The sequence below is a fragment of the Corynebacterium sp. HMSC064H12 genome, from assembly GCF_001809925.1.
In the GTDB taxonomy this organism is placed as follows: domain Bacteria; phylum Actinomycetota; class Actinomycetes; order Mycobacteriales; family Mycobacteriaceae; genus Corynebacterium; species Corynebacterium jeikeium_D.
Window position 1 is genome coordinate 49551 of sequence record NZ_KV799337.1, and the last position, 21392, is coordinate 70942.

Genomic DNA, 21392 nt, shown 5'->3' on the forward strand with positions numbered 1-21392 from the left:
TGCGCGGATGGGGGTGACGTTGGGCTTTGCCAGGTTTTAAGCCACGTTGTCGTCGATGAACTTCTTCACCACATCGACATCGTTCGGAAGCTCGGTAACGCGGCGTGGGGCATTCATGATGTCCGCGAAACGCTCCGGGCAGTCCGGCTCGCGGCCGGTGGCTTCCAGGATGGTCTCGGAGAATTTCACCGGCAGGGCGGTCTCCAGGCAGACAATTGGGGTGGATACCTGGTCTACCAGGCCACGGGCGACGTGGATACCGTCAGCGGTGTGCGGATCGACCATGACCTCTAGGCGCTCCCAGCAGTCCTTGATGGTCTCGACGCGGTCAGCGTGAGTCGAGCGACCGGAGAGGAAACCGTACTGGGCAGAAGCCTCTGGGAAGATCGGATCAGCAGTAAGAGAGAAGCCGCCCTCCTTGACCTTGACACCAAAGAGGTCTGCAGTGCGCTCAGCATCGCGCCCCAGCAGATCGAAGATGAAACGCTCGAAGTTAGACGCGCGGGAGATATCCATCGATGGGGAAGAGGTAGCCTGCGTCTCCGCAGCGCTCCGCACGCGGTAGGCACCCGTGCGGAAGAACTCATCCAAGACATCGTTTTCATTGGTAGCCACAATTAGGCGGTCAATTGGCACACCCATCTGGCGCGCAATATGGCCGGCGCAAATATCACCGAAGTTGCCGGTCGGCACACTGAAGCTGACCTTCTGCGCGTTGTTCGCCTCAGCACCGTTGCCGCCAGTGACACGAATCCACGAGGAGACGTAGTACACGATCTGAGCCATCAGGCGAGCCCAGTTAATCGAGTTGACTGCACCAATGTGGCGGCTGGCCTTGTAATCCAAGTCACCGGAGACGGCCTTAACGATGTCCTGGCAATCGTCGAAGACACCGTCGAGGGCGACGTTGTGAATGTTGGCATCCTGCAGACCAAACATCTGAGCCTGCTGGAAGGCGGTCATTCGACCAGCCGGAGTTAGCATGAACACGCTGATTCCCTCACGGCCGCGCATTGCATACTCGGCCGAGGAACCCGTGTCACCAGAGGTGGCGCCGAGGATGTTCAGGGTCTCGCCACGACGAGCCAGCTCATACTCGAAGAACTCACCGAGCAGCTGCATCGCCATATCCTTGAATGCCGCTGTGGGGCCCATGGACAAGTGACCGATGTAGAGCTGATCTTCCAGCTTCGTCACCGGCACAATATCCGGATCGGAGAACTTCGGGTAGGTGTACGCCCGTGCACAGATACCGCGCAAATCCTCCAGTGGAATGTCGTCCACAAAAAGGCTGACGACCTCTGCAGCCAAGGCTGCGTAACCGTCGTCGACAAGCACGGAGCGCCAACGCGTCAAAGTGGCATCGTCAACCTGTGGGTACTCGACCGGCAGGTAGAGGCCACCGTCGTTAGCGAGACCTCCCAGGAGAATGTCTGAGAACTTGTGCGGCGTGCGCTCTGGGTCGCGAGTCGAAATGAAGTCCAAGGCGGGCCCCTTACATGTATGCCAACACCCGCCGCATCGGCCCATAAGAAGGCCTTTTGAAAGATTGCGACGGGGTTGACCGGTGGATGTTTTCTTTAATTTTTACATATGCACCGAAGCCAGTTAGGCCTCGGTTGTGGAAGATGCGGAATTGGCCGCTTCAGCGTCGAAGCTGAGCTCTTCGGAACGGTCGATGACATCATCCTTGGCAAAGCGATTAACAATCATGGCAATTGCACCGTCACCAGTGACATTACATGCGGTACCGAAGGAGTCGATGGCGATGTAGGCGGCAATCATCAAAGCGACCTGCTCCTGATCGAAGCCCAGCATGGACTGCAGCACTCCGACCGCGGCCATAATTGCGCCACCTGGAACGCCCGGAGCCGCGATCATGGTGATACCCAAAGTGAGAATGAAGCCGATGGCCATGCCCGGCGAAAGCGGCTTGTCCGCCATAAACATCACAGCAAACGCGAACAGGGTGATCTTCATCATCGAACCGGCCAGGTGAATGGTCGCGCACAGCGGCACGGTAAAGCCTGCGACCTTCTCCGAGACACCATTCTTCAGCGCGGCCTTGTAAGTCACCGGAATGGTAGCGGCCGAGGAGGAGGTACCGAGTGCGGTGGCGTAAGCCGGCAGCATGTTCTTCAGGGACGTCCACGGGCTGCGGCCAGCGATGGCGCCAGCGATGGAGAACTGGATTGCCAACAGGAGCACGGTGCCGATGACTGCCAGAAGCAGCACCTTGAAGAACATCGACAGCGTCGTGGTCAGGTTGCCGTTCATGCCCATAGACAGGAACATGCCAAAGATGTAAATCGGCAGCAGCGGGATGATAAACGCCGAGATGATCTTCATAATCACGTCGCGCAGCTGCGTCGCACCGCGGTAGAGCGAGTCCGACTTCACGGTGGTCATCGCCACACCGACCGTGAAAGCCAGCAACAGGGCGGTCATGACGTCAAACGGCGGTGGCATCTCCACATTGAAGAAGCTCTCCAGCGCGCCCTCATCAATATCCACCGATGTGCCGGCCTGATCAGCGCCGAGCAGCCAAGGGTAGAGCCCCTGGGTGGCGGCGTAGGCCAGCAAGCCTGAAAACACCGTCGAGCCGTAGGCGATAGCAGTGGTAATACCCAGCCACTTTCCGGCGCCGCGGCCCAGGCTGGCAATCGCCGGCGTGATGAGGGCAAAAATCAGCACCGGGATAAAGAAGCCCAGGAAGTTACCAAAGAGGCCATTGAAAGTGACAAAAATTCGAGCCAGCCATTCCGGGAAGAAAAAGCTGCAGACAATGCCCAGAATAATCGCGACAATAACGCGGAATAGGAGCGTTTGCGTAAAACGCATTCGGGTACTCATAGTCAATCCTTGTTCGGATGGAATTTACTTCCTTAGCGTGCGGTATTTACGTTATGCAACGCAAATAACCGGGTGTGGTTTTACGCCTTTTCGGCTACCTCTTCTGTAACGGTCTCGTCGGCAAGCACACTCGCCGGGCGATTTGCGCGCTGCTTTCGCGTGACGACGTCAATTGCGTATCCGATCACCGTCGCTGCCAGAGTCGGCAGGAACCATCCGAACTCGATGCTCTGACCAGGTACGAGACTGAGGAAGTCCGCCAAAGCAGAACCACCGACACCCAAACCGGAGAGTACTGAGATACCCGACCAGATGGTGGCAACCCAGACGCCCAGGCGGTAGGTGTAATGCAGCTTGAAGGAGTAGGAAATGACCGGGTCGAGAAGAGTCAGTGCAATCAGAGTGATAGCCGGCGGGTAAATAAAGGTGATGATCGGCGCGGCAATCGCCAGTACCTGAGACAGCCCCTGTGTTGCCATTACGAAGGACATGACCGTGAAGATAATGGCCCAGGCCTTGTAACTGATGCCCGGAAGCAGCAGGTTGAAGAACTCACTGGTGGCGGCAATTAGGCCGACAGCCGTGGTCATACATGCGAGCAGAACGATGAGGCCGAAGACAATCTGTCCGACCTGGCCCATGGCCAGCTTGGAAGCCTCTGCGAGAATGCCCGAGCCGTTATCGAAGGAGGCGGCATTCGGCAGCACCTGGCCGACATAGCCCAGACCCAAGTAGATGATGGCGAGCAAAATGCCGGCGAACAGTCCTGCGGTCATGGTTCCGCGAACCATGCGCTTGCCTTCTGGGACACCGCTGACGCGCAGGGCGGAAATCACAATAATGCCGAATGCCAGGCCGGCGATGGAGTCCATGGTGAGGTAGCCCTCGACCAGGCCGGAGGCAAATGGGGTAGAGGAGTACTTCTCAATTGGCGCAGCCGGAGCGGCATCGAATTTGAATGCCGACATTCCAACCAATACAACCAAGAGAATCAGCAAAGCCGGGGTGAGAATCTTGCCCAGTTTGGACACAATTTCATTCGGATTCCACGCAAGTGCTAAGGCGATACCGAAGAAAACAAAGTAGAAGGCCGCAGCGACGGCCAGTGAATCACTGCCGAAAATCGGCTGGACACCGGTTTCGTACGACACGGCACCGGTACGCGGCAGAGCGTAGAAAGCACCGATGGAAAGGTATGCGATTACCGGGAAGCCCAAGGAAAAGATGCGGCCCGCGCGGAACGCTAGGTCACGCAGGTTGTTGCCTGAAATGGCGATAGCGATGATGGCCAGAACTGGCAACGCCACACCGGTGAGCAGGAAGCCGGTGATTGAGGGGCCAAAATTGGTACCGGAATCCACTCCGAGCTTCGGCGGGAAGATGAGGTTGCCCGCGCCGAAGAACATCGAAAACAGCATGAGAGCTGTAACAACGATAATGGAAGCGAAAGACTTCGGGGACTCCACTCCGCTCGACTTGGTCATGAGAATTGTGTTCTTTCTAAATTAGTGTCGCCCGTAAGGTCAAGGGCGATGCTGCAAGCTGCTGTGGCGATGCCATTGTTGCCGGTGCTGCGGTGGCGCAAACGCCCGTTACAGCAGCGCAATTGCAGTTCGTGTGCCCATGTAGATGAAAGGCCACGATGTCGAAAACTGACACTCTTAATGTGAAATTGTGAATTTTCACGGGCTGGGTGGAGCCTGATGCGTGAATTAAGTTGCGGCTTGTATGATCCGTCTTTATTTGAATTATTAAGGGGCTTCGACGGCGTTGGTGGTGCCGACGAAGGCACTCTATTTATCCTAATGGGGCGTTCGAGAGAGGGAAAATCAAGAAATTTCCCAGAAAACTTGCTGCCTGTGATGGGGCAGCGAACATAAGAGAAAGAGCCTGGCGCACACGTTTACGCTGACAGCGTGTGTACGCCAGGCTTAGTGCTAATTCCGTCGCTCTACAGCAGATCCTTCACCTTCGGATCCACCAGCGCGGTCACTGCGGCCTTCGCATCGGCCGCAGTTTCGGCATCGACAGCGTATGCTGCCATCTGCTGGCAGGTAGCGCGGTCGTGGAGGCGGAGAGCGGCGCGGACGGCCGGCACCTTCTTGGAAGCCATGGACAGCGAGCTCACGCCGAGGCCCACCAGGACCAGTGCCAGCAGCGGGTCACCGCCGGCTTCACCGCAGACACTAATGGGCTTGCCGGTAGCATTGCCGCCCTTGCATGCGGACTTAATCATTTGCAGCACAGCCGGCTGCCATGGCGATAGGAGATCCGCCAGAGCCCCCTGCATACGGTCGGCCGCCATAGTGTACTGCGACAAGTCGTTAGTACCAATGGAGGCAAAGTCCACAATGGACAGCAGCTGCTTCGCACGAATCGCTGCTGCGGGGACCTCAATCATGATGCCGACCTTCGGCAGGCCACGCTCACGCGCTTTGTCCGCAAACCACTTTGTTTCTTCGACCGTTGCGATCATCGGAGCCATAACCCGTAGGTCAGCCTTGCGCCCGGTGGCGTCAAACGCAGCGGCGAGTGCATCCAGCTGCGTATCCAGCAAATCTTCCCGAGCCTGCGACAGGCGCAGTCCGCGGCGACCCAGCGCCGGGTTTTCTTCCTCGCCTAGGTCGGCAAAGCTCAGCGGCTTATCCGCACCCGCATCCAGCGTGCGCACAACCACGCGTCGCTCACCGAATGCCTTCAGCACACGAGTGTAGGTTTCCGTTTGTTCCTCCAAACTCGGAGCCTTGTCGCGGTCGAGGAAAAGGAACTCAGTACGGAACAGGCCGGTGCCCTCATTATCTTGCGCTGCTGCAGACTCACCATCTTCCGCCGTACCAATGTTGGCCAGCAGATTCACGGGGTACCCATCAGCGGTCTTGCCTGCGCCCACAGACTGTGCCAGGGCTGCTTCCCGGCGTCGAGCGCGCTCTTCTAACGCGGCGACCTCATCGGCGGTCGGATTCGCAATTACCTCACCGGCGCCGCCGTCAATGGCGACGAAGGTACCGGCCTCGAGTTCCATGACGCCCTTCGCCTTAACGACGGCTGGAATGCCCAGCTGTGCTGCGAGGATAGCCGTGTGACTGGTCGGCCCGCCACCAGCGGTGGCAATGCCTACGACCAACTCGGGGTCAAGACCCACGGTTTCGGCGGGCGCGAGATCGTCGGCAAGCAGAATAGTTGGGGTGGAAACATCCGGGACGCCCGGTTTTGGCAGGCCACGCAGCTCGCAAATTGTGCGGTCGCGAACATCGTAGAGGTCGGTGACACGTTCAGCCATGTAGCCACCGAGACTGGTTAGGAGCTGCGCGTAGTCTTCAACGGCATCGTGAACGGCCTGGGTGATGCCGGAGCCTGCCTTGAGTTTCTTCACCACGGCCTTGGCGAGCGCCCTATCGGAAGCCAGTTGCGCAGTGGCCTCCAGAATCGGACGTGCCTGCGGGCTGGAGTGCTCAGCCTGCTTCTTCAGCGACTCTGCGACGTTGGCCATCGCCGCGCGGACGCGCTCACCATCGGCGACGGGATCGGTCGACGACGGCTCTTGAGTATCAACTCCCGGGGCGGGGAGTACCTTTACTACTTCAGCGCTGGCCGTACCGGTCGAGACACCGATGCCATAGATGACAGTGTGCTGCTCGTTCATTGCTTCCGATCTCCTTTTCGGGACCTCTGCGGGGATACTCGTCGGTCGTGGTGTGCCGTGGTGTTATCCAGGAGCGTTCTAGCTGGGCTTACTCGGCATCAAGGTCGCGCTCGAGCATGGCTGCAAGCTCGTCCAGAGCTGCAGCTGCGGAGTCGTCCTCGCAGCTCAGCGTGACTTCGTCGCCGTGCTTAGCGCCGAGGGTCATGACCTCCAGGATCGAGGCGGCATCGGCCTCTTCGTCGTCAAGGGAAATGACAATGTCGTAGTCGTACTCAGCAGCAGCCTGAGTGAACAGGGAAGCCGGGCGAGCGTGCAGGCCTACGGAGGAACCGATGGTAGCGGTACGAGTAATCATGGTTGAATCCTTTCGGGTCGAATATGTGAAATTTTCTGACTCAGGCACAGTGCCTGTACACCCCACCGCTGGTGCTTGCTTAGCATCAACGTCGCGCATGCTCCGGGAAACCCCGGAGGCGGTGGGAGATACAGCCGCTGCCTGCACAATGCGTGCAATGTGCAGGGTGAGGTAGGAAACTTCGTCTTCCGTTAGCCCCGACCCCAGACGCAGTTCAATGACTGCGGATATGCGCTGTGCGCAACGATATGCCTCTGGGGAAGAGTCACGGATGGCCTGGCCAATAGCGGAGGAGTGATCTTTCAACTGCTCATGCTTGGCAATCCGGACGAACAGGTAGCGCAGGTGCGTGATGAAGCGTCCCACATTGACAGTCTCTGGCTCCAGCGTGATGTCAAAATCACTTTCAATGATTGTGAGCAGCTGCTGCAGCACGCCCGTCATGGTGTAGGTGAAGCTCAAATCACCCGTGGCAAACCCGGCGTTGACCAGGTGCAACGTAATAGCCACTGCTTCGGAACGGGGCAATGGTGCTATACGACGGTCATTGAGAGCGCGATTGATATGCGACAAAATGGCCTGCGCCTGCGCGTACTCTTCACTATAAAGTTGGCTGACTTCCGCGAGCAGCGGGTAATCAGCTCGCTGCCCGTTAGCTGCCCTCATGATGGCGAAACCAATGTGATCGGCTAACGCCACAAGGAGGGAAGCGTTCTTCGTCATCGATTCCGGCAGACCGGCCGCGGTTACCGCATCGGTCACAAGAGTGATGTGGGCCAACGGAATCTCTGTGAGCATCGTGGCAATATGGTCCGGATCGCGGCCTTCCGCTGGGACAAAGATTCGAACAACTTTGCTCGAATCAACCGACTGCCCCGGGCGGGCCTTGAAGCCAATGCCGCGGCCGGTGATGATTTTCTCGCCGGCCGCGTCCTTGGCCAGGACCACGTTGTTATTGAATACTCTCAGGATTTCCATGTCGGTAACCGTGAACTCCTCCATAAGTTGAGGGATTTCAGGCCGGTATGCCTTCTAGAAATCAATTATGGCTGAACTTCGATGACCGTGTCGCCGGCGTGGACGGAGATGCCGGCGACCGGGGAAACCATGGTCAGCTTCTTGGTATTGGTGATGGTCATCAGTGTCGTGGTTGGGTAACCAGCTTCCTTGACCTTGTCGAAATCGACTTCGGCAAGAACATCGCCGGCCTGGACGTGCTGCTTCTTGGAAACCTGGACATCGAAGCCCTCACCGGCCATCTTGACCGTGTCAATACCGACGTGGACGAGTACCTCCACACCGTCATCGGTCTTAATGCCGAAGGCGTGACCGGTCTTGGCCACGGTCATCAACGTGCCCGATACGGGGGCGACCACGGTGGAACTGGTCGGCTTGATACCGACACCGTCACCGAGAGCACCGGAGGCAAAGACCGCGTCGCCGGCATCGGCAAGGTTGACAACCTCACCGGCAACTGGGGCCTGTACTTGTACAGACTTGGTAGCAACGGCCGTTGCGGCACCACCGACGCCAGCTGCTGCGGCAGCCGGTGCGACAGCCTCGGTGTTGGTACCAGGGTCACCGGAAGCCTCCGCCGGAGTGGAATCGGAGCCACTGGAGGCAGCGTGTGGGGTGGCGTCGCTGGGTTCGTCGTCAAGCTCTGCGGCGCGTGCGGCCTCGGCCTCAGCCTTCTCTTCCGGCGTGCGGTAGTCGGTGAGAATGATGGCGAACATGGCGACGAAGAATGCCACGGCGACGGAAATCAGGTAGACCCACATCGGTTTGAACACGACAGTGGTGATGAGGGAGGTGAAGACGAAGGCGTTGGTTGTCACACCACCGAACGGAGCGGAAAGAATGGCGATGGTCAGACCACCGGCGAAACAGCCGAGCAGCATGCGCGGGTAGATCCGCTTGAAGCGTAGGTGAATACCGTAGAGGGACGGCTCGGAGATACCACCGAAGAGACCAGCGGCGAGTGCACCGGTTGCCGTCTGGCGCATCTGAGTGTCGCGGTCGCGCATGGAAAGAACCAGCACACCGGCGGTTGCGCCGAAGCAGGCGAAGTTCCAGGTGCCCATTGGGCCTTGGATGAAGTCGTAGCCGAGCGTCTGGATATTGACCAGCATCAGCGCATTCAGCGGCCAGTGCAGGCCCAGCGGCACCAGGAACGGGTAGAGCATCGGGATCAGAATTGCGAACACGAACGGTGCGTGCGAGTTCATCCATGCCAGTCCTGCGCCGATACCGTTACCCAGCCAGATGCCCAATGGGCCAATGAGGAAGGCGGTCAGAGGAATCATGATCAGCATGGAGATAAACGGTACGAAGACCATCTGGACGTTTTCCGGGAAGACCTTCTTCAAACCGTGGTAGACCACTGCCAGGATGGCGACCATGATCAGCGGTACAAAGACCTGTCCGCCGTAGTCATTGAGCTGCATTGGCAGGCCGAAGATGTTGGCGGTGAAAGTTTCGGTACCGAGTTCCTCGTTGACTGTCTTGATGGTGTCCGAGAAGCGATCGGTATCCTGCAGACTCATAAACTCCGGCGTCATTAGGGCAGCCATGATGGCTGCGCCCAGCCATGGATCTACCCGCAGCTTCTTCGCTGCGTTGTAGGCGACCATGATTGGCAGGAAGTAGAAGACGCTGCGCCACATGGCGTCAACAAAGATCCAAGTAGCGGACTTATCCTCAGCGCGGAAGTCGACGATGTTCAGACCGTCGAGAACCGCGGCAATAGCGATAATCAGCGATGCGCCCAACAGCACGCCCAGGATTGGGCGGAACGAATCGGAGAGGTACTCGAAGAAGTTGTCCAACCAGGAGTACTTGCCGCGTGCCTTCGAGCGAGCTTCTGCCTTAACGTCTGCGTCGGACTTAGTGGCGACTGCGCCGGCGCCCTTCATTTCCGGTAGATGCTTAATTGCCGTGTACATCGATTCGACGCCACCGCCACAGATGACCTGGTAGCGGTTATCGCCCTGGTGAACGACACCGAGTACGCCCGGCACCTTGTCAATCTTGTCCTCGTTGATCTTGGAGACATCACCGAGTTCAAAACGCAGACGCGTCGCACAGTGCGTCATGCTTGTGATGTTTCCGGGTCCACCGAGGTTTTCAACTATTGCCCTCGCGCTGGAATCTTTTGACGACCCCATCGTGACCTTCCTTCACAGTAAGCAGGGCCGTTAAACGCAAAAAGACCCGAGGCGCCACAAACTGTGGGCCTCAGGTCTTGCCTCAAAAGAGTAACAACCCTGGGTTGATATCTATTAACTTCGACCCTACTCCGCTTTACATAGTTTTGACAAGGTAGTAAATCAAGCTCAAATTTCACATTTGGGGATAGCCTGGATTGCCTGTGGACAACCGCATGCAACCTATTTCGCGCTCAGTGCGGAAGCCGTAAGGTGGCAGCTATGAGGATTGGAGTTTTAGGTGTAGGAGCTGTCGGCGGCTGGTTTGGCGGTCGCCTCGTGCAAGCGGGTTATGATGTCGTCTTTCTCGCCCGCGGCGAGACTCTGACACGTCTTCGTGAGGTGGGGCTCACGCTTATCGACGAGCACGGGGAACGCAGCATTATCCCCGTCAAAGCAGCCGACAATTGGGGTGAACTCACTGCCGATGGCGTCGACGTCGATGTTGTGATTGCGGCAACCAAGGCGCTGCCGGGCAACGATCCTTTCCCGCAAGTTCCGGCTGGTGCAGCAGTGGTGACCACCCATAACTCGGTGGAAATCCCTTATTTGGCAGCGGGGCGGTTCGGTGAGGACAAGGTGTTCCCGGGTGTTATCCGCGGTTTCTTTATCCACACTGGCCCGGCAGAAGTCACCTTCCGACCAGGACCGATGAGCCTGAACATCGGCACATTCGATGACTCCACTAATGACCTGGTCGGGGCAGTTATCGAGGCATTGCACATGGCTGGGCTCGGTGGCGAACAGCTCCCGGATATCTGGGTCGATATCTGGGCAAAAGCGATGTTCGTGGCTAACCTCGGTGCCCTAGGTGCCCTGGCTGATAGTCCGATTGGTTACTTGCGTTCGGAAATGCGCGACAGCTTGACGCGGATGTTTGAAGAAACCGAGGCAGTCGGTCGAGCCTGCGGCGTTGCGCTGCCAGAGGACATCGTGTCGCGGACCTTGGCCTTTACTGATGATCAAGGGTACGACAACACCTCGTCGATGCAGCGCGACTACACCGCGGGACTTACCAATGAGCTCGATGCCCAGATTGGCGCAATCCGCCGGATGGGGCAGAAGGCGAAAGTGGAAACGCCGACGCTGGATCTGGTGTATGGCGCTCTGGTTGGGCGTCAACACAAGCATAAGAATTAAGAGCTGCGGTGCTCAGCTAAGTCAAACCGGAATTGGGGGATTGGAAAGACTGATGAAAATTGGATCGGACTACACGGAAAACAATGGGCTCATCATCGGTGAGGATGGATTGGCTCGACCGGCATGGGCTGCTCACAGTGAGCTGCTGAGAGAGTACTACGACACCGAGTGGGGGATGCCGGTGCGCGATGAGCAAGGACTATTCGAACGGCTCAGCCTGGAGGTATTTCAGGCGGGGTTGTCGTGGGAGACAGTGCTGAAGAAGCGGCCCGCGTTTCAGGAAGCCTTCGCGAACTTCGACCCCGATGCGGTTGCTGATTTCGATGACGAAGATGTCGAAAGATTGATGAATGATGAACGAATCATTCGGAATCACAGGAAGATTACCGCGGTAATCAATAACGCCGCGGCGACGATTGCTCTGCGTGAAAACGGCGGCTTAGCCGAGTTGATGTGGTCGTTTAAACCGGAGAAGTCTCCCGAGCCACGTTCAATCGAAGAGGTGCCCAGCTACTCCGAGGAGTCCAAGGCGCTTGCCAAGGCATTGAAGAAAGCTGGTTTTAAGTTCGTAGGCCCCACCACGGTCTTTGCATCAATGGCTGCCGTGGGGATTGTCGATATCAACATTGTTGGCGCACATCGGCGCGGTGCCTCTGGCGTTTTTGGCTAGGGGAAAGGGGGATTTAACTAGCTAGGGGGAAAGAAAAGAGCGTGCCACCCGGCACGCTCAAAATCTTTCGGTTCGTGTAGAACTACTTGTTCTCGTAGGAGTCGGAGTAGTTCTGGCCGTCCTCAGAGGTCCACTTCATGGTGTCCTTAGTGAACGGCTGCTCCCAGCCGTTTTCAATCTCGGACTCCGGAGCGGTCGGCAGACCAATCTCGTTTTCCAGTGCGCCGTTGGCAACCCAGGTCTCGCGAATCTTACCAATCAGCGGCTGTGCACCGTTGGTCTCCGGGGACTCAACGAAGGTGACGTTCTCGTATTCAGCGGCAACTGCGTCGCCGACCTTCTTAGCGGACTTGAACTCGCCAGCCTCAGAATCGTACGGGGAGGTGAAGGAAGAAGCTGCCTCGGTGATGGACTCAGGCAGGTCAGCCTCTGCCACATCCTCGCCAGCAGCGTCGCCCAGACCCAGACCGTTCATAGCCTCGCCGGCCTTGTCCTTAGCGCCATCAGCAGCCTCGCCAGCCTTGTCCTTAGCGCCATCAGCAGCCTCGCCGGCCTTGTCCTTAGCGCCGTCCATAGCGTCGCCAGCCTTATCAGTGGCGTCGGTTGCTACCTGGCCAGCCTGATCCTTGGCGTTGTTAGCAGCATCCTGTGCATCATCGGAAGAACATGCAGCCAGGCCGCCGAGTAGGGCGGCGGAGCCGACGATTGCGGTAGCGATACGGGTCATCTTCTTGTTCTGCATTTCAAAACCACTTTCTTGAGAGCTAACTAAGTTACCTATTCAATTATTGGCATCTTCCACTATTCGCCAGAATTAAATTCAAAGAGAAATTGACAATTCTTTTGAATATCAGGCATTGGAAGAGGGCGTGGCTTTAAAGCCGTACAGAAGGAACACTAGGTAATTCTGAGGCTTGCGCAAGTCAAATAGCGTGAATCTGTGCACTCTATGCACTATTTGTTACCGAATTTGCGTGATTGCGAAATTGGAATAGTGCTGGTGAGGGCGTTGCGAGTAACGGAAAGGTATCAATCTTATTAAGCTTGACGTTTATTGCTTATTTTCTTTCCCTGCGGGGTTGGAGCCGCGAGCATCGTCGTCAAGCGTGTACTCGCCATCTGGCAGGACGAACCAGGCCAAGAGGTAAAGAGCTAGGAACCCAGCGCCAATCTTCCAGCCAATCATCGATCCAACGCAGGGAAGGATGATGTAGACCATTCGTGTGAAAGTGATATCCCAGCCTTGGCTTTCCGCGATTCCTGCGAGGACGCCACCGAGGAGGCGGTCATTACGCGAGCGGTAAGTTTTCTTGGTGGACTTTTCGGGAGCGGCGTCGCTCATCAGATAAAAACTCCAAGGTATGGCTATTTAGGCATTTTTCGGTCGACCGCGCTTATACGTAAGTTTCCTTCGGCATGATAATCCATGCTGCGAGGTAGAGAAGAAACTGCGGACCAGGCATCAGGAAAGACGCGACAAATATAACGCGCAGCAAAGTCGCATCCCAGTTGAAATACTCAGCGAATCCACCGAGCACACCTGCAACCATTTTGTTATTGGTGGAACGGGTCAGTGACTTGTTGTTCATAACAATCAAGGGTAGCCCTGATCCGTCTAGTTCGCAGTGGTGCTAGCTCTACTAAATGTGCCGACTAAAAAGTATGCCCCAGCTAAAAACACCGCTACCCCAAGACGGTTAGGTGGGGTAGCGGTGTGGGCGTCGTCAAGCGAGCTTTACGGGGCGAATGCTAGCAGTCGTAGTAGAGCTCGAACTCCTGCGTCGTCGGGCGCAGACGTGCCGGCATAATCTCCTGCTCGAACTTGTAGCGGATATGCGCGTCGATGAGATCCTGTGTGAAGACATCGCCGGCAAGCAGGAACTCGTGGTCCTCTTCCAGCGCCTTCAGCGCACCCTCCAGCGAATGCGGGACGGTGGGGACGTCCTTGAGTTCCTCTGGTGGCAGCTCGTAGAGATCCTTGTCAATCGGCTTGCCAGGCTCGATGCGGTTCTTGATGCCGTCGAGACCAGCCATCATTGCGGCGGTGAAAGCCAAGTACGGGTTGCCCGACGGGTCCGGAGCGCGGAACTCGATGCGCTTGGCCTTCGGGTTTGCGCCGGTAATCGGGATTCGGATGGCGGCCGAGCGGTTCTCCTGGCTGTAGACCAAGTTGACGGGAGCCTCGAATCCCGGAACCAGGCGGTGGTAGCTGTTCATTGTCGGGTTGGTGAAAGCCAGGACTGCACCGGCGTGCTTCAAGATGCCGCCAATGTAGTAGCGCGCCATGTCGGACAGGCCACCGTAACCGTTTTCATCGTGGAATAGTGGCTTGCCATCCTTCCACAGTGACTGGTGGATGTGCATACCAGAGCCGCCATCGCCGGCCAACGGCTTCGGCATGAAGGTAGCGGACTTCTGGTTGAACTTGGCGGTGTTCTTCACCACGTACTTGAAAGTCTGCATGTCATCGGCGGCGTGCAGCAGGGTATTGAAACGATAGTTAATCTCCTGCTGACCGCCGGAGCCCATCTCGTGGTGGGAGCGCTCAACATGGAAGCCAACATCCTGCAGGTGCTCGCCGATTTCGTCACGAAGATCCTGCATGTGGTCATACGGAGCAGTAGGGAAGTAGCCGCCTTTGGTGCGCACCTTGTGGCCGAGGTTGCGCGATCCGTCCGGGTTTACCTTCACACCGGAGTTCCACCAGCCCTCAACCGAGTCCACCTCGTGGAATGACTTGTTTGAACTGGAGTCGTAGCGGACGGAGTCGAAGATGTAGAACTCTGCCTCAGCGCCAAAATTACAGGTATCGGCGAAGCCCAGTTCGTTCAGGTAGTTCTCGGCCTTACGGGCAATATTGCGCGGGTCGCGGCTAAATGGCTCGCGGGTGTGCGGGTCATGGACGAAGAACTTCATGTTCAGCGTCTTCGATTTGCGGAACGGGTCGATGAAAGCCGTGTCCAGGTCGGGCAGCAGCATCATGTCGGAGTTATCCACCGAGGTGTAACCCGCAATGGACGATCCGTCGAAGGCAAGGCCCTCGTAAGCGGAGTCCTCATCAAACTCGGATACCGGAACGGTTAGGTGCTGTTCGATGCCGGGAACGTCGGTGAACTGGACGTCTACCCAGCGAATGTCATTGTCCCGGATGTATCGTTGGATTCCTTCCGGAGTTGTCTGGTCACTGCTGGGTTTGAACTTACCCATTGGTAAAACTCGCCTACTTCGCGTCTAGCTTGTTGAGCTTACTAATCGTGTTGTCGAACTTACTGGTCACTACTACTTCAGCAGCGGAACATCCCACAGGTTCAGCTTGGTGCCGATGCCCTTTGCCAGGGCGTTGTCGTAGACATCGGTGGCCCAGGCGACGTCCTCGACTGGCATGCCTCCGATGGAGTAGCAGAAGATTTCCTCGTCGTTCTGGCGACCCGGAGCCTTACCGGAAGCGATATCACCAATGTTGACAAGCTTCTCGGCGGGAAGGGTGCCCTCTTCCTTCATGTCCCACCAGCGGTTACCCGGAATACCGAGCAAGCGCTCATAGGTCACGTCTGGGCCGTTCTCGTTGAACCACTCTTCGTACAGGCCGGTGTAGTCAACGACGAGGTTGCAGTCGTCGGAACGCACGAAGTCGTCGTCGAGGCGTGCAGCGGCCGGCATGAGCAGCAGCGCGCCGGGCTTCAGATACTCCTTCTTGAAGTACGGGAAACCGGCCGGACCATCGGAGGAAGTCGAGGTGCCGGCGATGAGGATGTCGGAGTCGCGGATGGCCTCTTCTTCGGTCTCGACGATACGGACCTCTTCCAGCTGCGGGAACTCGTTCTTAATCCAATCGACAGCCTTCTGAGTCGAGGCCTGGGAGCGGCCCTTGACCTTGACCTTCTTAATGCCCGGACGCTGCGACATGGCAGAGCCGAGAATGGTGCGGCTCATAACACCCGGGCCAATGATGCCAACGACCTCGGCGTCTTCGACGGCAAGGTGCTTGACGCCGACACCCGGAACAGCGCCAGTGCGGTATGCCGACAGGAGGTTTGCCGACATGACAGCCTTCGGGGCACCCGTAATTGCATCGTTGAGAATGAACAGGTGGATCGAACGTGGCAGGTCGTTCTGGCGGTTATCGGCATTGGAGCCGTACCACTTCACACCTGCGCCGTTGAAGCGACCACCGAGGTAAGCGGGCATTGCCATGAAACGACGGTCAGGGCCATTTGCCGGCATACCCTCATGGATTGGGTTATCCGGGAAGTTGATCTGGGCACCGTGGGAGTTAGCGGAAGCACCGGCCATGCGGTAGTCGCCGTCAGCCAGCAGAATCAGGGTTTCTTCCATGGTCTCAACACACTTGGCGAAATCCGTGACACCAGCTTCAACCATGTCCGGTTCGCTGAGGTAGAGAAAATCAATGCGAGTTGAGTTTTCTGGGTTGGCAGCGTTTTCGTTAGTCAAGAATGCTCAAATCCTTCTTAATGTTCATCGGCCACCCTATGCGGCGGCTCTGCTTAAGAAATTCCAGATGCATGCTCTCCAGAATCAATCAAATCGCCTCGGCGTGGGCTCTCGAGTCGCCATTTCCGAGGGGTATGGCGTACCACCATACGGAAAAACCACAGCGTAGGGGCGTTTACGCAGTTTTCAGCACGACATTCCCGCTTTACGACGGTCACAGCGACAGAGCCCAACTTCCGTCAATAAGTTGCCCGTAATAACTACTTCGACATGCACAATTGATACTTTTTGAGAACGATTACAGATGAGTGAATTATCCTCCCACGCATCAATGTTTATGAACTTTGTCACATGTCATTAAGTTGCGACACATTTCTGGTTCAACGGGCGTGATTGTCTGGCATCCTACCTTCGCAGCATGCCCCATCCGCTCTTGGTGTCCGCCCCCCCCCTTGCGGTGTCCCTCGCATCCGTCCCTCGTGTTGTCCCTAGCGACACCCTCGCACGTATGGCCAATTTCCTGGCACTTATCGATGATTTTCCTTCACTTATCGACGATTTTTCGTCACTTATCGACGGCTGTCCGGCACTTATGCGCACGGTATCCTCCCCACCCTGTCACTTGTCGATGCGCTGTTCACTTATGGCCACGCTATAGCGCATCGACAAGTGAATATTGCATCGATAAGACTGGGGCGGAGAGTGTGCAACTCTACTCGTGCAGGAGTCGCGGCCCTTTTGTGGTGGTGTATGACCCTGTTCAGGGGAGTGGCCCGGAACCGCGCACAAATTCGTGCTCACATACGCGCGCGTATGCGGGCCCAGGCGCCCGCAGCCAGCATGACCGCAATGAAAAACCGCCTGACCACATTAACTGTGGTCAGGCGGCATCTAACAAGCTCGTTGGGCGGCCATGAGGAGCAATGGGGGGGGTGCTTGCTGTGGCCGTCGTGAAGCGAAAACTTTAGCAGTCGTAGTACATTTCGTATTCCTGCGGAGTCGGGCGCAGGCGAACCGGTTCGATCTCGTTTTCGTACTTGTAGTCGATGTAGGTCTGGATGAGGTCCTCGGTGAAGACATCGCCCTCGAGCAGGAACTCGTGGTCATTGCGCAGGGCCTCGAGTGCGGCCTCGAGAGAGGTCGGAGCCTGCGGGATGTCGGCAGCTTCCTCCGGCGGGAGCTCGTAGAGATCCTTGTCGACCGGAGCGTGCGGCTCGATGCGGTTCTTCACGCCGTCCAGTCCGGCCATCATCATGGCAGCGAAGCCAAGGTACGGGTTGCCCGACGGGTCCGGGGCGCGGAACTCGATGCGCTTTGCCTTCGGGTTGGAGCCGGTGATCGGAATGCGAACAGCGGCAGAGCGATTGCGCTGCGAGTAGACCAGGTTGATCGGAGCCTCGAAGCCCTTGACCAGGCGGTGGTAGGAGTTCAGGGTCGGGTTGGTGAAGGCCAGTACCGCACCTGCGTGGTGCAGGATGCCGCCGATGTACCAGCGAGCGATGTCCGACAGGCCTGCATAACCGGCCTCATCGTGGAACAGTGGCTTGCCGTCCTTCCACAGCGACTGGTGAGCGTGCATGCCCGAGCCGTTGTCGCCAGCCAGCGGCTTCGGCATAAAGGTGACGGACTTGCCCTCTTCCCAGGCGGTGTTCTTGATGATGTACTTGAAGGTTTGCAGGTCGTCTGCAGCGTGCAACATCGTGTTGAACTTGTAGTTGATCTCCTGCTGGCCACCAGTGCCGACCTCGTGGTGGGCGCGCTCCAGGTCGAAGCCGGCGTCAGCGAGCTTCAGGCACATCTTGTCGCGCAGGTCCTGGTAGTGGTCGTACGGAGCGGTAGGGAAGTAGCCGCCCTTAAGACGGGTCTTGTAACCCAGGTTTGCAGAGCCGTCCGGGTTCTGGTCCTTGCCGCGGTTCCACCAGCCTTCGATGGAATCAACTTCGTAGAAGCCGCGGTTGGTGTCGGTCTCGAACTTGACGTTGTCGAAGATGTAAAACTCAGCCTCAGCGCCGAAGAAGCAGGTGTCGGCGATGCCGGTAGAGATGAGGTATTCCTCCGCCTTCTTCGCGACGTTACGCGGGTCGCGGGAGAACGGCTCGAGGGTAAACGGATCGTGGACGAAGAACTTGACGTTCAGGGTCTTTGCCTTGCGGAACGGGTCAATGCGCGCAGTGCTCAGGTCGGGTAGCAGTGCCATGTCGGACTCGTCGATGGAAGTGAAACCACGAATCGAGGAACCGTCGAATGCCAGGCCTTCGGCCATCGCGTCCTCGTCAAATGCGGATGCCGGGATGGTGAAGTGTTGCTCGATGCCGGGAACATCCGTGAAGCGGACGTCGACGAACTCGACGCCCTCTTCCTTGATATACGCGACTACTTCCTCGGGAGTTTTGAAGGACATGTGCGGTCTCCTTAGTTGGCCTTGTTTAGTACGCAGTAGGGAATTCTTGCACGATGTTTCGTGCACCTGCCGCGCTGTCAAGGACTGGCCGGTTGACGCCTTCAAGCTTAACGAACCACGCATTCATTCTGGAATTAGAACCACGAATTTCTGGCATGGTGCGTGAGAAATTCGCCAATACGGAACAGGTTACGCAAATAGGGAGCAGGTTATCTATTTGTGGAAACAAGGCAATACCCTGCGCATTCATGTCACACACGCTTTACGACGCGCCTTTAGCTCCCGTGCTGATAAGAAAATGGAAAAGGCGACGCAACATCGCCCCCGGATTACCCCCGCACGCGCTGAATGGCTGTCCCAGCCCGTGATTTGATAGCCGGATTGCTGCATTAGACTATGAACCCATGGAAGAAAAGCACAGTTGGCTAGATGGCCCTCAGATTCCGGGAGAGTTCGATAATCCGGACAAGCTCTCGGACTATCCCGGCCAGGCATTGGGTCTTGCCCCCGATGGCCCAGGATCGCAAGCGACGTTGATGCGTCGCGTCGGCGGCATTCTCATTGACTGGATTATTTCCTTGACGATTGCCGGCGCTTTTTCGATGTTCTTCGGCCCGAGCGAGGCGCAGATTGACCAGTTCGGGGATTCGTTTATCGCCTGGCAGTCATTCCTTGCGACCTATTCGCCAGTTGTCTTCCTCATTATTGGCACGGTGTCGGTTTGGCTGTTCGCCCGCACTCCGGGCCAGTGGATGATGAAGATGGGTGTCGCTCGCGTGGACAAGCCCGGCGAGCGAGTTGGCTTTGTTCGTGCCTTCTTCCGCAGCTTGCTTACTCTTTTCTTGCTGCCGCCAGCAATCACCGACTCGGATATGCGCGGCATGCACGACCGTGCCACTGGCACGGCCGTCATTTTGGGTTAGCGCTATAGCACCAACACGACCAGGACCTGGGCGAGAATAATCTTCATGATCATGGCCATTGGATACACCGTTGTGTATCCCATTGCCGGCAACTCGTTCTTGGCCTGGTCGTTGACGTATGAGAGCACTGCCGGGTGAGTCTGCAAGCCCGAGAGGATACCCGCAGTTTGGCCGAATGGAATCTTCAGCACACGGTGACCGACAATGAGGGTCAACAGTGCGGAGCTAAACGCGATGATGGCGGCAAGACCCAGAACTGTCAGTGATGCCGGGTCAGACAACGCAGCCTGGAATCCCTTACCGGCAGTGGTGCCGATACCTGCCAGGAACAGTGCTAGACCCATGGTGCGGAACGCCAGGTTGGCCGAGTAGGGGATAGGCCAGACCAACGGGCCAGTGCGACCGACAGCACCCAGAATCAGCGCCACAACCAGTGGACCACCAGCGGACCCCAGGGCGAGCGAGCTGCCGCCCGGAAGCGGAATCTTGATGAGACCCACCAAGACACCCAGCGTAAGCCCAAGGGTGAGGGGCAAGAGGTTGACGTCGGAAAGCTTCTTGTAGGAGTCGCCGAAGAACTTTGTTGCGTCCTTGATTTTCTCTGGCGGTGCAACTACGCGGACGCGATCACCAAGCTCTAGGCGCATGTTTGGCTCTGCGACGATGTCGTGGTCGCCGCGGCGAATACGCGTAATGATTATGCCGTCCATGCGAGTCTGAAGTTCCGCAATGGGTACACCGACCACGTCAGATGCAGAGACGAAGATGCGACGGAAGTCCAGGCGACCGTCGTGTGTCGGATCACCCGGCATAAGCTCGCCAATGTACTCGGCGGCACGAGCAATTTCTTCCTCTGTACCGACGACGGAAATAATATCGCCGACGGAGACAGTGTCACCCGGAGACGGAATGTAGAGGTGGCCCTTGTACTCAATGCGCGAAACCGTAATGTCCAAACCGAACTTCGACGGAAGGTCAGTGATGGAAGGCAGGTCGTCCTTGAGAATCTTGATGTCCCGAGTATGTAGCGGAAGCGCGGCGACACCTGCGTCAATAGCTTCCTGGTCGTGATCGACGCGGAAGACCTTCGACATAATACCGATAGAGGCAATCACTGCCAGCACGCCGATTGGGTAGGCCAGGGAGTAACCAATCACCGGCATATCGTGGGCAGCGGCCAGCTCGCCCTTATCCGAAATGAGGCTAGGAAGAGCATCGACGATTGCGGCCATAGCCGGGGTGTTGGTCAGGGCGCCTGTGAAGGCGCCTGCGCCCTCCACCGGGTCGATAGGCAAAAACTTGATCAGCAAGAAAGACTCGATAGTGACAACTGCGAGCACACCAATGCCGAACAGGTTGTGCTTGATACCGCGCGAGCGTAACGAGCTGAAGAACTCGGGGCCCGCCTCCAACCCGATGGTGTAGACGAATAATGCCAGGCCCACGATGTAAATCAACGGGGAGATTTGAATTTCCGGCTCAATAGTCGCGAGGATAAGGCCGACGAAGAGGACGGCAGCCACGCCAAGCTTGAAGCCGAAGATCTTGATCTGGCCAATTGCCAGGCCAAGAAACAAAATCACTAGAAGCGCTAAGAGTTCATTTTCAGCCAAGAGTTGCACATATCCCATGGTGGCACAACTAGCAGTAATCTTCATTAAGCATTGTTTCCAGCAAGGATACGACCTTTGCTGACAGCGTGATAAGTGAGAGCAATCACTTCAACAAGACATCAATAACTGTGTGTGAAGA

The 21392-nt window shown here is 57.1% G+C and carries 16 protein-coding genes and 1 pseudogene; 3 read left to right on the forward strand and 14 right to left on the reverse strand.

Annotated elements, in window-relative coordinates; all coding sequences use genetic code 11:
• Nucleotides 1-36: 36 nt before the first annotated feature.
• The 7 genes and pseudogenes from thrC to HMPREF2681_RS04670 all read right to left on the reverse strand — a co-directional run bounded on the left by thrC (nucleotide 37) and on the right by HMPREF2681_RS04670 (nucleotide 10015).
• Complete coding sequence (gene thrC, locus HMPREF2681_RS04645; RefSeq protein ID WP_069359210.1) at nucleotides 37-1485, reverse strand: threonine synthase; 1449 nt, start codon at nucleotides 1483-1485, stop codon at nucleotides 37-39.
• A gap of 123 nt (nucleotides 1486-1608) precedes the next feature.
• Nucleotides 1609-2853, reverse strand: a complete 1245-nt coding sequence (locus HMPREF2681_RS04650; protein WP_070429144.1) for a dicarboxylate/amino acid:cation symporter — start codon at nucleotides 2851-2853, stop codon at nucleotides 1609-1611.
• Nucleotides 2854-2933: 80 nt separating this feature from the next.
• Nucleotides 2934-4337 carry a branched-chain amino acid transport system II carrier protein gene (gene brnQ / locus HMPREF2681_RS04655; RefSeq protein WP_070429143.1) on the reverse strand — a complete coding sequence of 468 codons (1404 nt, stop codon included), beginning with the start codon at nucleotides 4335-4337 and terminating at the stop codon, nucleotides 2934-2936.
• A 467-nt stretch (nucleotides 4338-4804) separates the two neighbouring features.
• Nucleotides 4805-6496 carry a phosphoenolpyruvate--protein phosphotransferase gene (gene ptsP / locus HMPREF2681_RS04660; RefSeq protein WP_070546235.1) on the reverse strand — a complete coding sequence of 564 codons (1692 nt, stop codon included), beginning with the start codon at nucleotides 6494-6496 and terminating at the stop codon, nucleotides 4805-4807.
• An 88-nt stretch (nucleotides 6497-6584) separates the two neighbouring features.
• Nucleotides 6585-6851 carry an HPr family phosphocarrier protein gene (locus tag HMPREF2681_RS11230; RefSeq protein WP_224433282.1) on the reverse strand — a complete coding sequence of 89 codons (267 nt, stop codon included), beginning with the start codon at nucleotides 6849-6851 and terminating at the stop codon, nucleotides 6585-6587.
• A 162-nt stretch (nucleotides 6852-7013) separates the two neighbouring features.
• Nucleotides 7014-7853, reverse strand: a pseudogene (locus tag HMPREF2681_RS11235) (PRD domain-containing protein); the annotation flags it as partial.
• Nucleotides 7854-7894: 41 nt separating this feature from the next.
• Nucleotides 7895-10015 carry a glucose PTS transporter subunit IIA gene (locus tag HMPREF2681_RS04670; RefSeq protein ID WP_070546238.1) on the reverse strand — a complete coding sequence of 707 codons (2121 nt, stop codon included), beginning with the start codon at nucleotides 10013-10015 and terminating at the stop codon, nucleotides 7895-7897.
• 261 nt (nucleotides 10016-10276) lie between these two features.
• Here HMPREF2681_RS04670 and HMPREF2681_RS04675 point away from each other — a divergent pair, with 261 nt between their 5' ends.
• Nucleotides 10277-11194 carry a 2-dehydropantoate 2-reductase gene (locus tag HMPREF2681_RS04675; protein ID WP_048732590.1) on the forward strand — a complete coding sequence of 306 codons (918 nt, stop codon included), beginning with the start codon at nucleotides 10277-10279 and terminating at the stop codon, nucleotides 11192-11194.
• Nucleotides 11195-11246: 52 nt separating this feature from the next.
• On the forward strand, nucleotides 11247-11864 hold the full coding sequence (locus HMPREF2681_RS04680; RefSeq protein ID WP_049189582.1) for a DNA-3-methyladenine glycosylase I: 618 nt from the start codon (nucleotides 11247-11249) through the stop codon (nucleotides 11862-11864).
• 82 nt (nucleotides 11865-11946) lie between these two features.
• Here HMPREF2681_RS04680 and HMPREF2681_RS04685 read toward each other — a convergent pair whose 3' ends face one another.
• From HMPREF2681_RS04685 to glnA (HMPREF2681_RS04710), 6 genes are all read right to left on the reverse strand, one after another.
• Nucleotides 11947-12606, reverse strand: coding sequence for a hypothetical protein (locus tag HMPREF2681_RS04685; protein WP_070546241.1), 660 nt, complete (start codon nucleotides 12604-12606; stop codon nucleotides 11947-11949).
• Between the two features lie 309 nt (nucleotides 12607-12915).
• Nucleotides 12916-13206: a PspC domain-containing protein gene (locus tag HMPREF2681_RS04690; RefSeq protein WP_049170200.1), complete on the reverse strand. Its 291-nt coding sequence runs from the start codon at nucleotides 13204-13206 to the stop codon at nucleotides 12916-12918.
• Nucleotides 13207-13258: 52 nt separating this feature from the next.
• Nucleotides 13259-13453 carry a PspC domain-containing protein gene (locus HMPREF2681_RS04695; protein ID WP_048732581.1) on the reverse strand — a complete coding sequence of 65 codons (195 nt, stop codon included), beginning with the start codon at nucleotides 13451-13453 and terminating at the stop codon, nucleotides 13259-13261.
• A 160-nt stretch (nucleotides 13454-13613) separates the two neighbouring features.
• On the reverse strand, nucleotides 13614-15071 hold the full coding sequence (gene glnA, locus HMPREF2681_RS04700; protein ID WP_048732579.1) for a type I glutamate--ammonia ligase: 1458 nt from the start codon (nucleotides 15069-15071) through the stop codon (nucleotides 13614-13616).
• Nucleotides 15072-15143: 72 nt separating this feature from the next.
• On the reverse strand, nucleotides 15144-16316 hold the full coding sequence (locus HMPREF2681_RS04705; protein WP_048732577.1) for an ornithine cyclodeaminase family protein: 1173 nt from the start codon (nucleotides 16314-16316) through the stop codon (nucleotides 15144-15146).
• 964 nt (nucleotides 16317-17280) lie between these two features.
• Nucleotides 17281-18717 carry a type I glutamate--ammonia ligase gene (glnA, locus tag HMPREF2681_RS04710; protein WP_048732575.1) on the reverse strand — a complete coding sequence of 479 codons (1437 nt, stop codon included), beginning with the start codon at nucleotides 18715-18717 and terminating at the stop codon, nucleotides 17281-17283.
• 404 nt (nucleotides 18718-19121) lie between these two features.
• Here glnA (HMPREF2681_RS04710) and HMPREF2681_RS04715 point away from each other — a divergent pair, with 404 nt between their 5' ends.
• Nucleotides 19122-19640 carry an RDD family protein gene (locus HMPREF2681_RS04715; protein ID WP_070546243.1) on the forward strand — a complete coding sequence of 173 codons (519 nt, stop codon included), beginning with the start codon at nucleotides 19122-19124 and terminating at the stop codon, nucleotides 19638-19640.
• Nucleotides 19641-19642: 2 nt separating this feature from the next.
• On the opposite strand, the gene HMPREF2681_RS04720 is transcribed toward HMPREF2681_RS04715, so the two are convergent.
• Nucleotides 19643-21262 carry an aspartate:alanine exchanger family transporter gene (locus HMPREF2681_RS04720; protein WP_172954657.1) on the reverse strand — a complete coding sequence of 540 codons (1620 nt, stop codon included), beginning with the start codon at nucleotides 21260-21262 and terminating at the stop codon, nucleotides 19643-19645.
• Between the last annotated feature and the right edge of the window lie 130 nt (nucleotides 21263-21392).

Coding starts and splice junctions, on each gene's coding strand:
- HMPREF2681_RS04650 (WP_070429144.1), bottom strand. CDS start 2,853: ATGAGTACCCGAATGCGTTTTACGCAAACGCTCCTATTCCGCGTTATT.
- brnQ (WP_070429143.1), bottom strand. CDS start 4,337: ATGACCAAGTCGAGCGGAGTGGAGTCCCCGAAGTCTTTCGCTTCCATT.
- ptsP (WP_070546235.1), bottom strand. CDS start 6,496: ATGAACGAGCAGCACACTGTCATCTATGGCATCGGTGTCTCGACCGGT.
- HMPREF2681_RS11230 (WP_224433282.1), bottom strand. CDS start 6,851: ATGATTACTCGTACCGCTACCATCGGTTCCTCCGTAGGCCTGCACGCT.
- HMPREF2681_RS04670 (WP_070546238.1), bottom strand. CDS start 10,015: ATGGGGTCGTCAAAAGATTCCAGCGCGAGGGCAATAGTTGAAAACCTC.
- HMPREF2681_RS04675 (WP_048732590.1), top strand. CDS start 10,277: ATGAGGATTGGAGTTTTAGGTGTAGGAGCTGTCGGCGGCTGGTTTGGC.
- HMPREF2681_RS04680 (WP_049189582.1), top strand. CDS start 11,247: ATGAAAATTGGATCGGACTACACGGAAAACAATGGGCTCATCATCGGT.
- HMPREF2681_RS04685 (WP_070546241.1), bottom strand. CDS start 12,606: ATGCAGAACAAGAAGATGACCCGTATCGCTACCGCAATCGTCGGCTCC.
- HMPREF2681_RS04690 (WP_049170200.1), bottom strand. CDS start 13,206: ATGAGCGACGCCGCTCCCGAAAAGTCCACCAAGAAAACTTACCGCTCG.
- HMPREF2681_RS04695 (WP_048732581.1), bottom strand. CDS start 13,453: ATGAACAACAAGTCACTGACCCGTTCCACCAATAACAAAATGGTTGCA.
- glnA (WP_048732579.1), bottom strand. CDS start 15,071: ATGGGTAAGTTCAAACCCAGCAGTGACCAGACAACTCCGGAAGGAATC.
- glnA (WP_048732575.1), bottom strand. CDS start 18,717: ATGTCCTTCAAAACTCCCGAGGAAGTAGTCGCGTATATCAAGGAAGAG.
- HMPREF2681_RS04715 (WP_070546243.1), top strand. CDS start 19,122: ATGGAAGAAAAGCACAGTTGGCTAGATGGCCCTCAGATTCCGGGAGAG.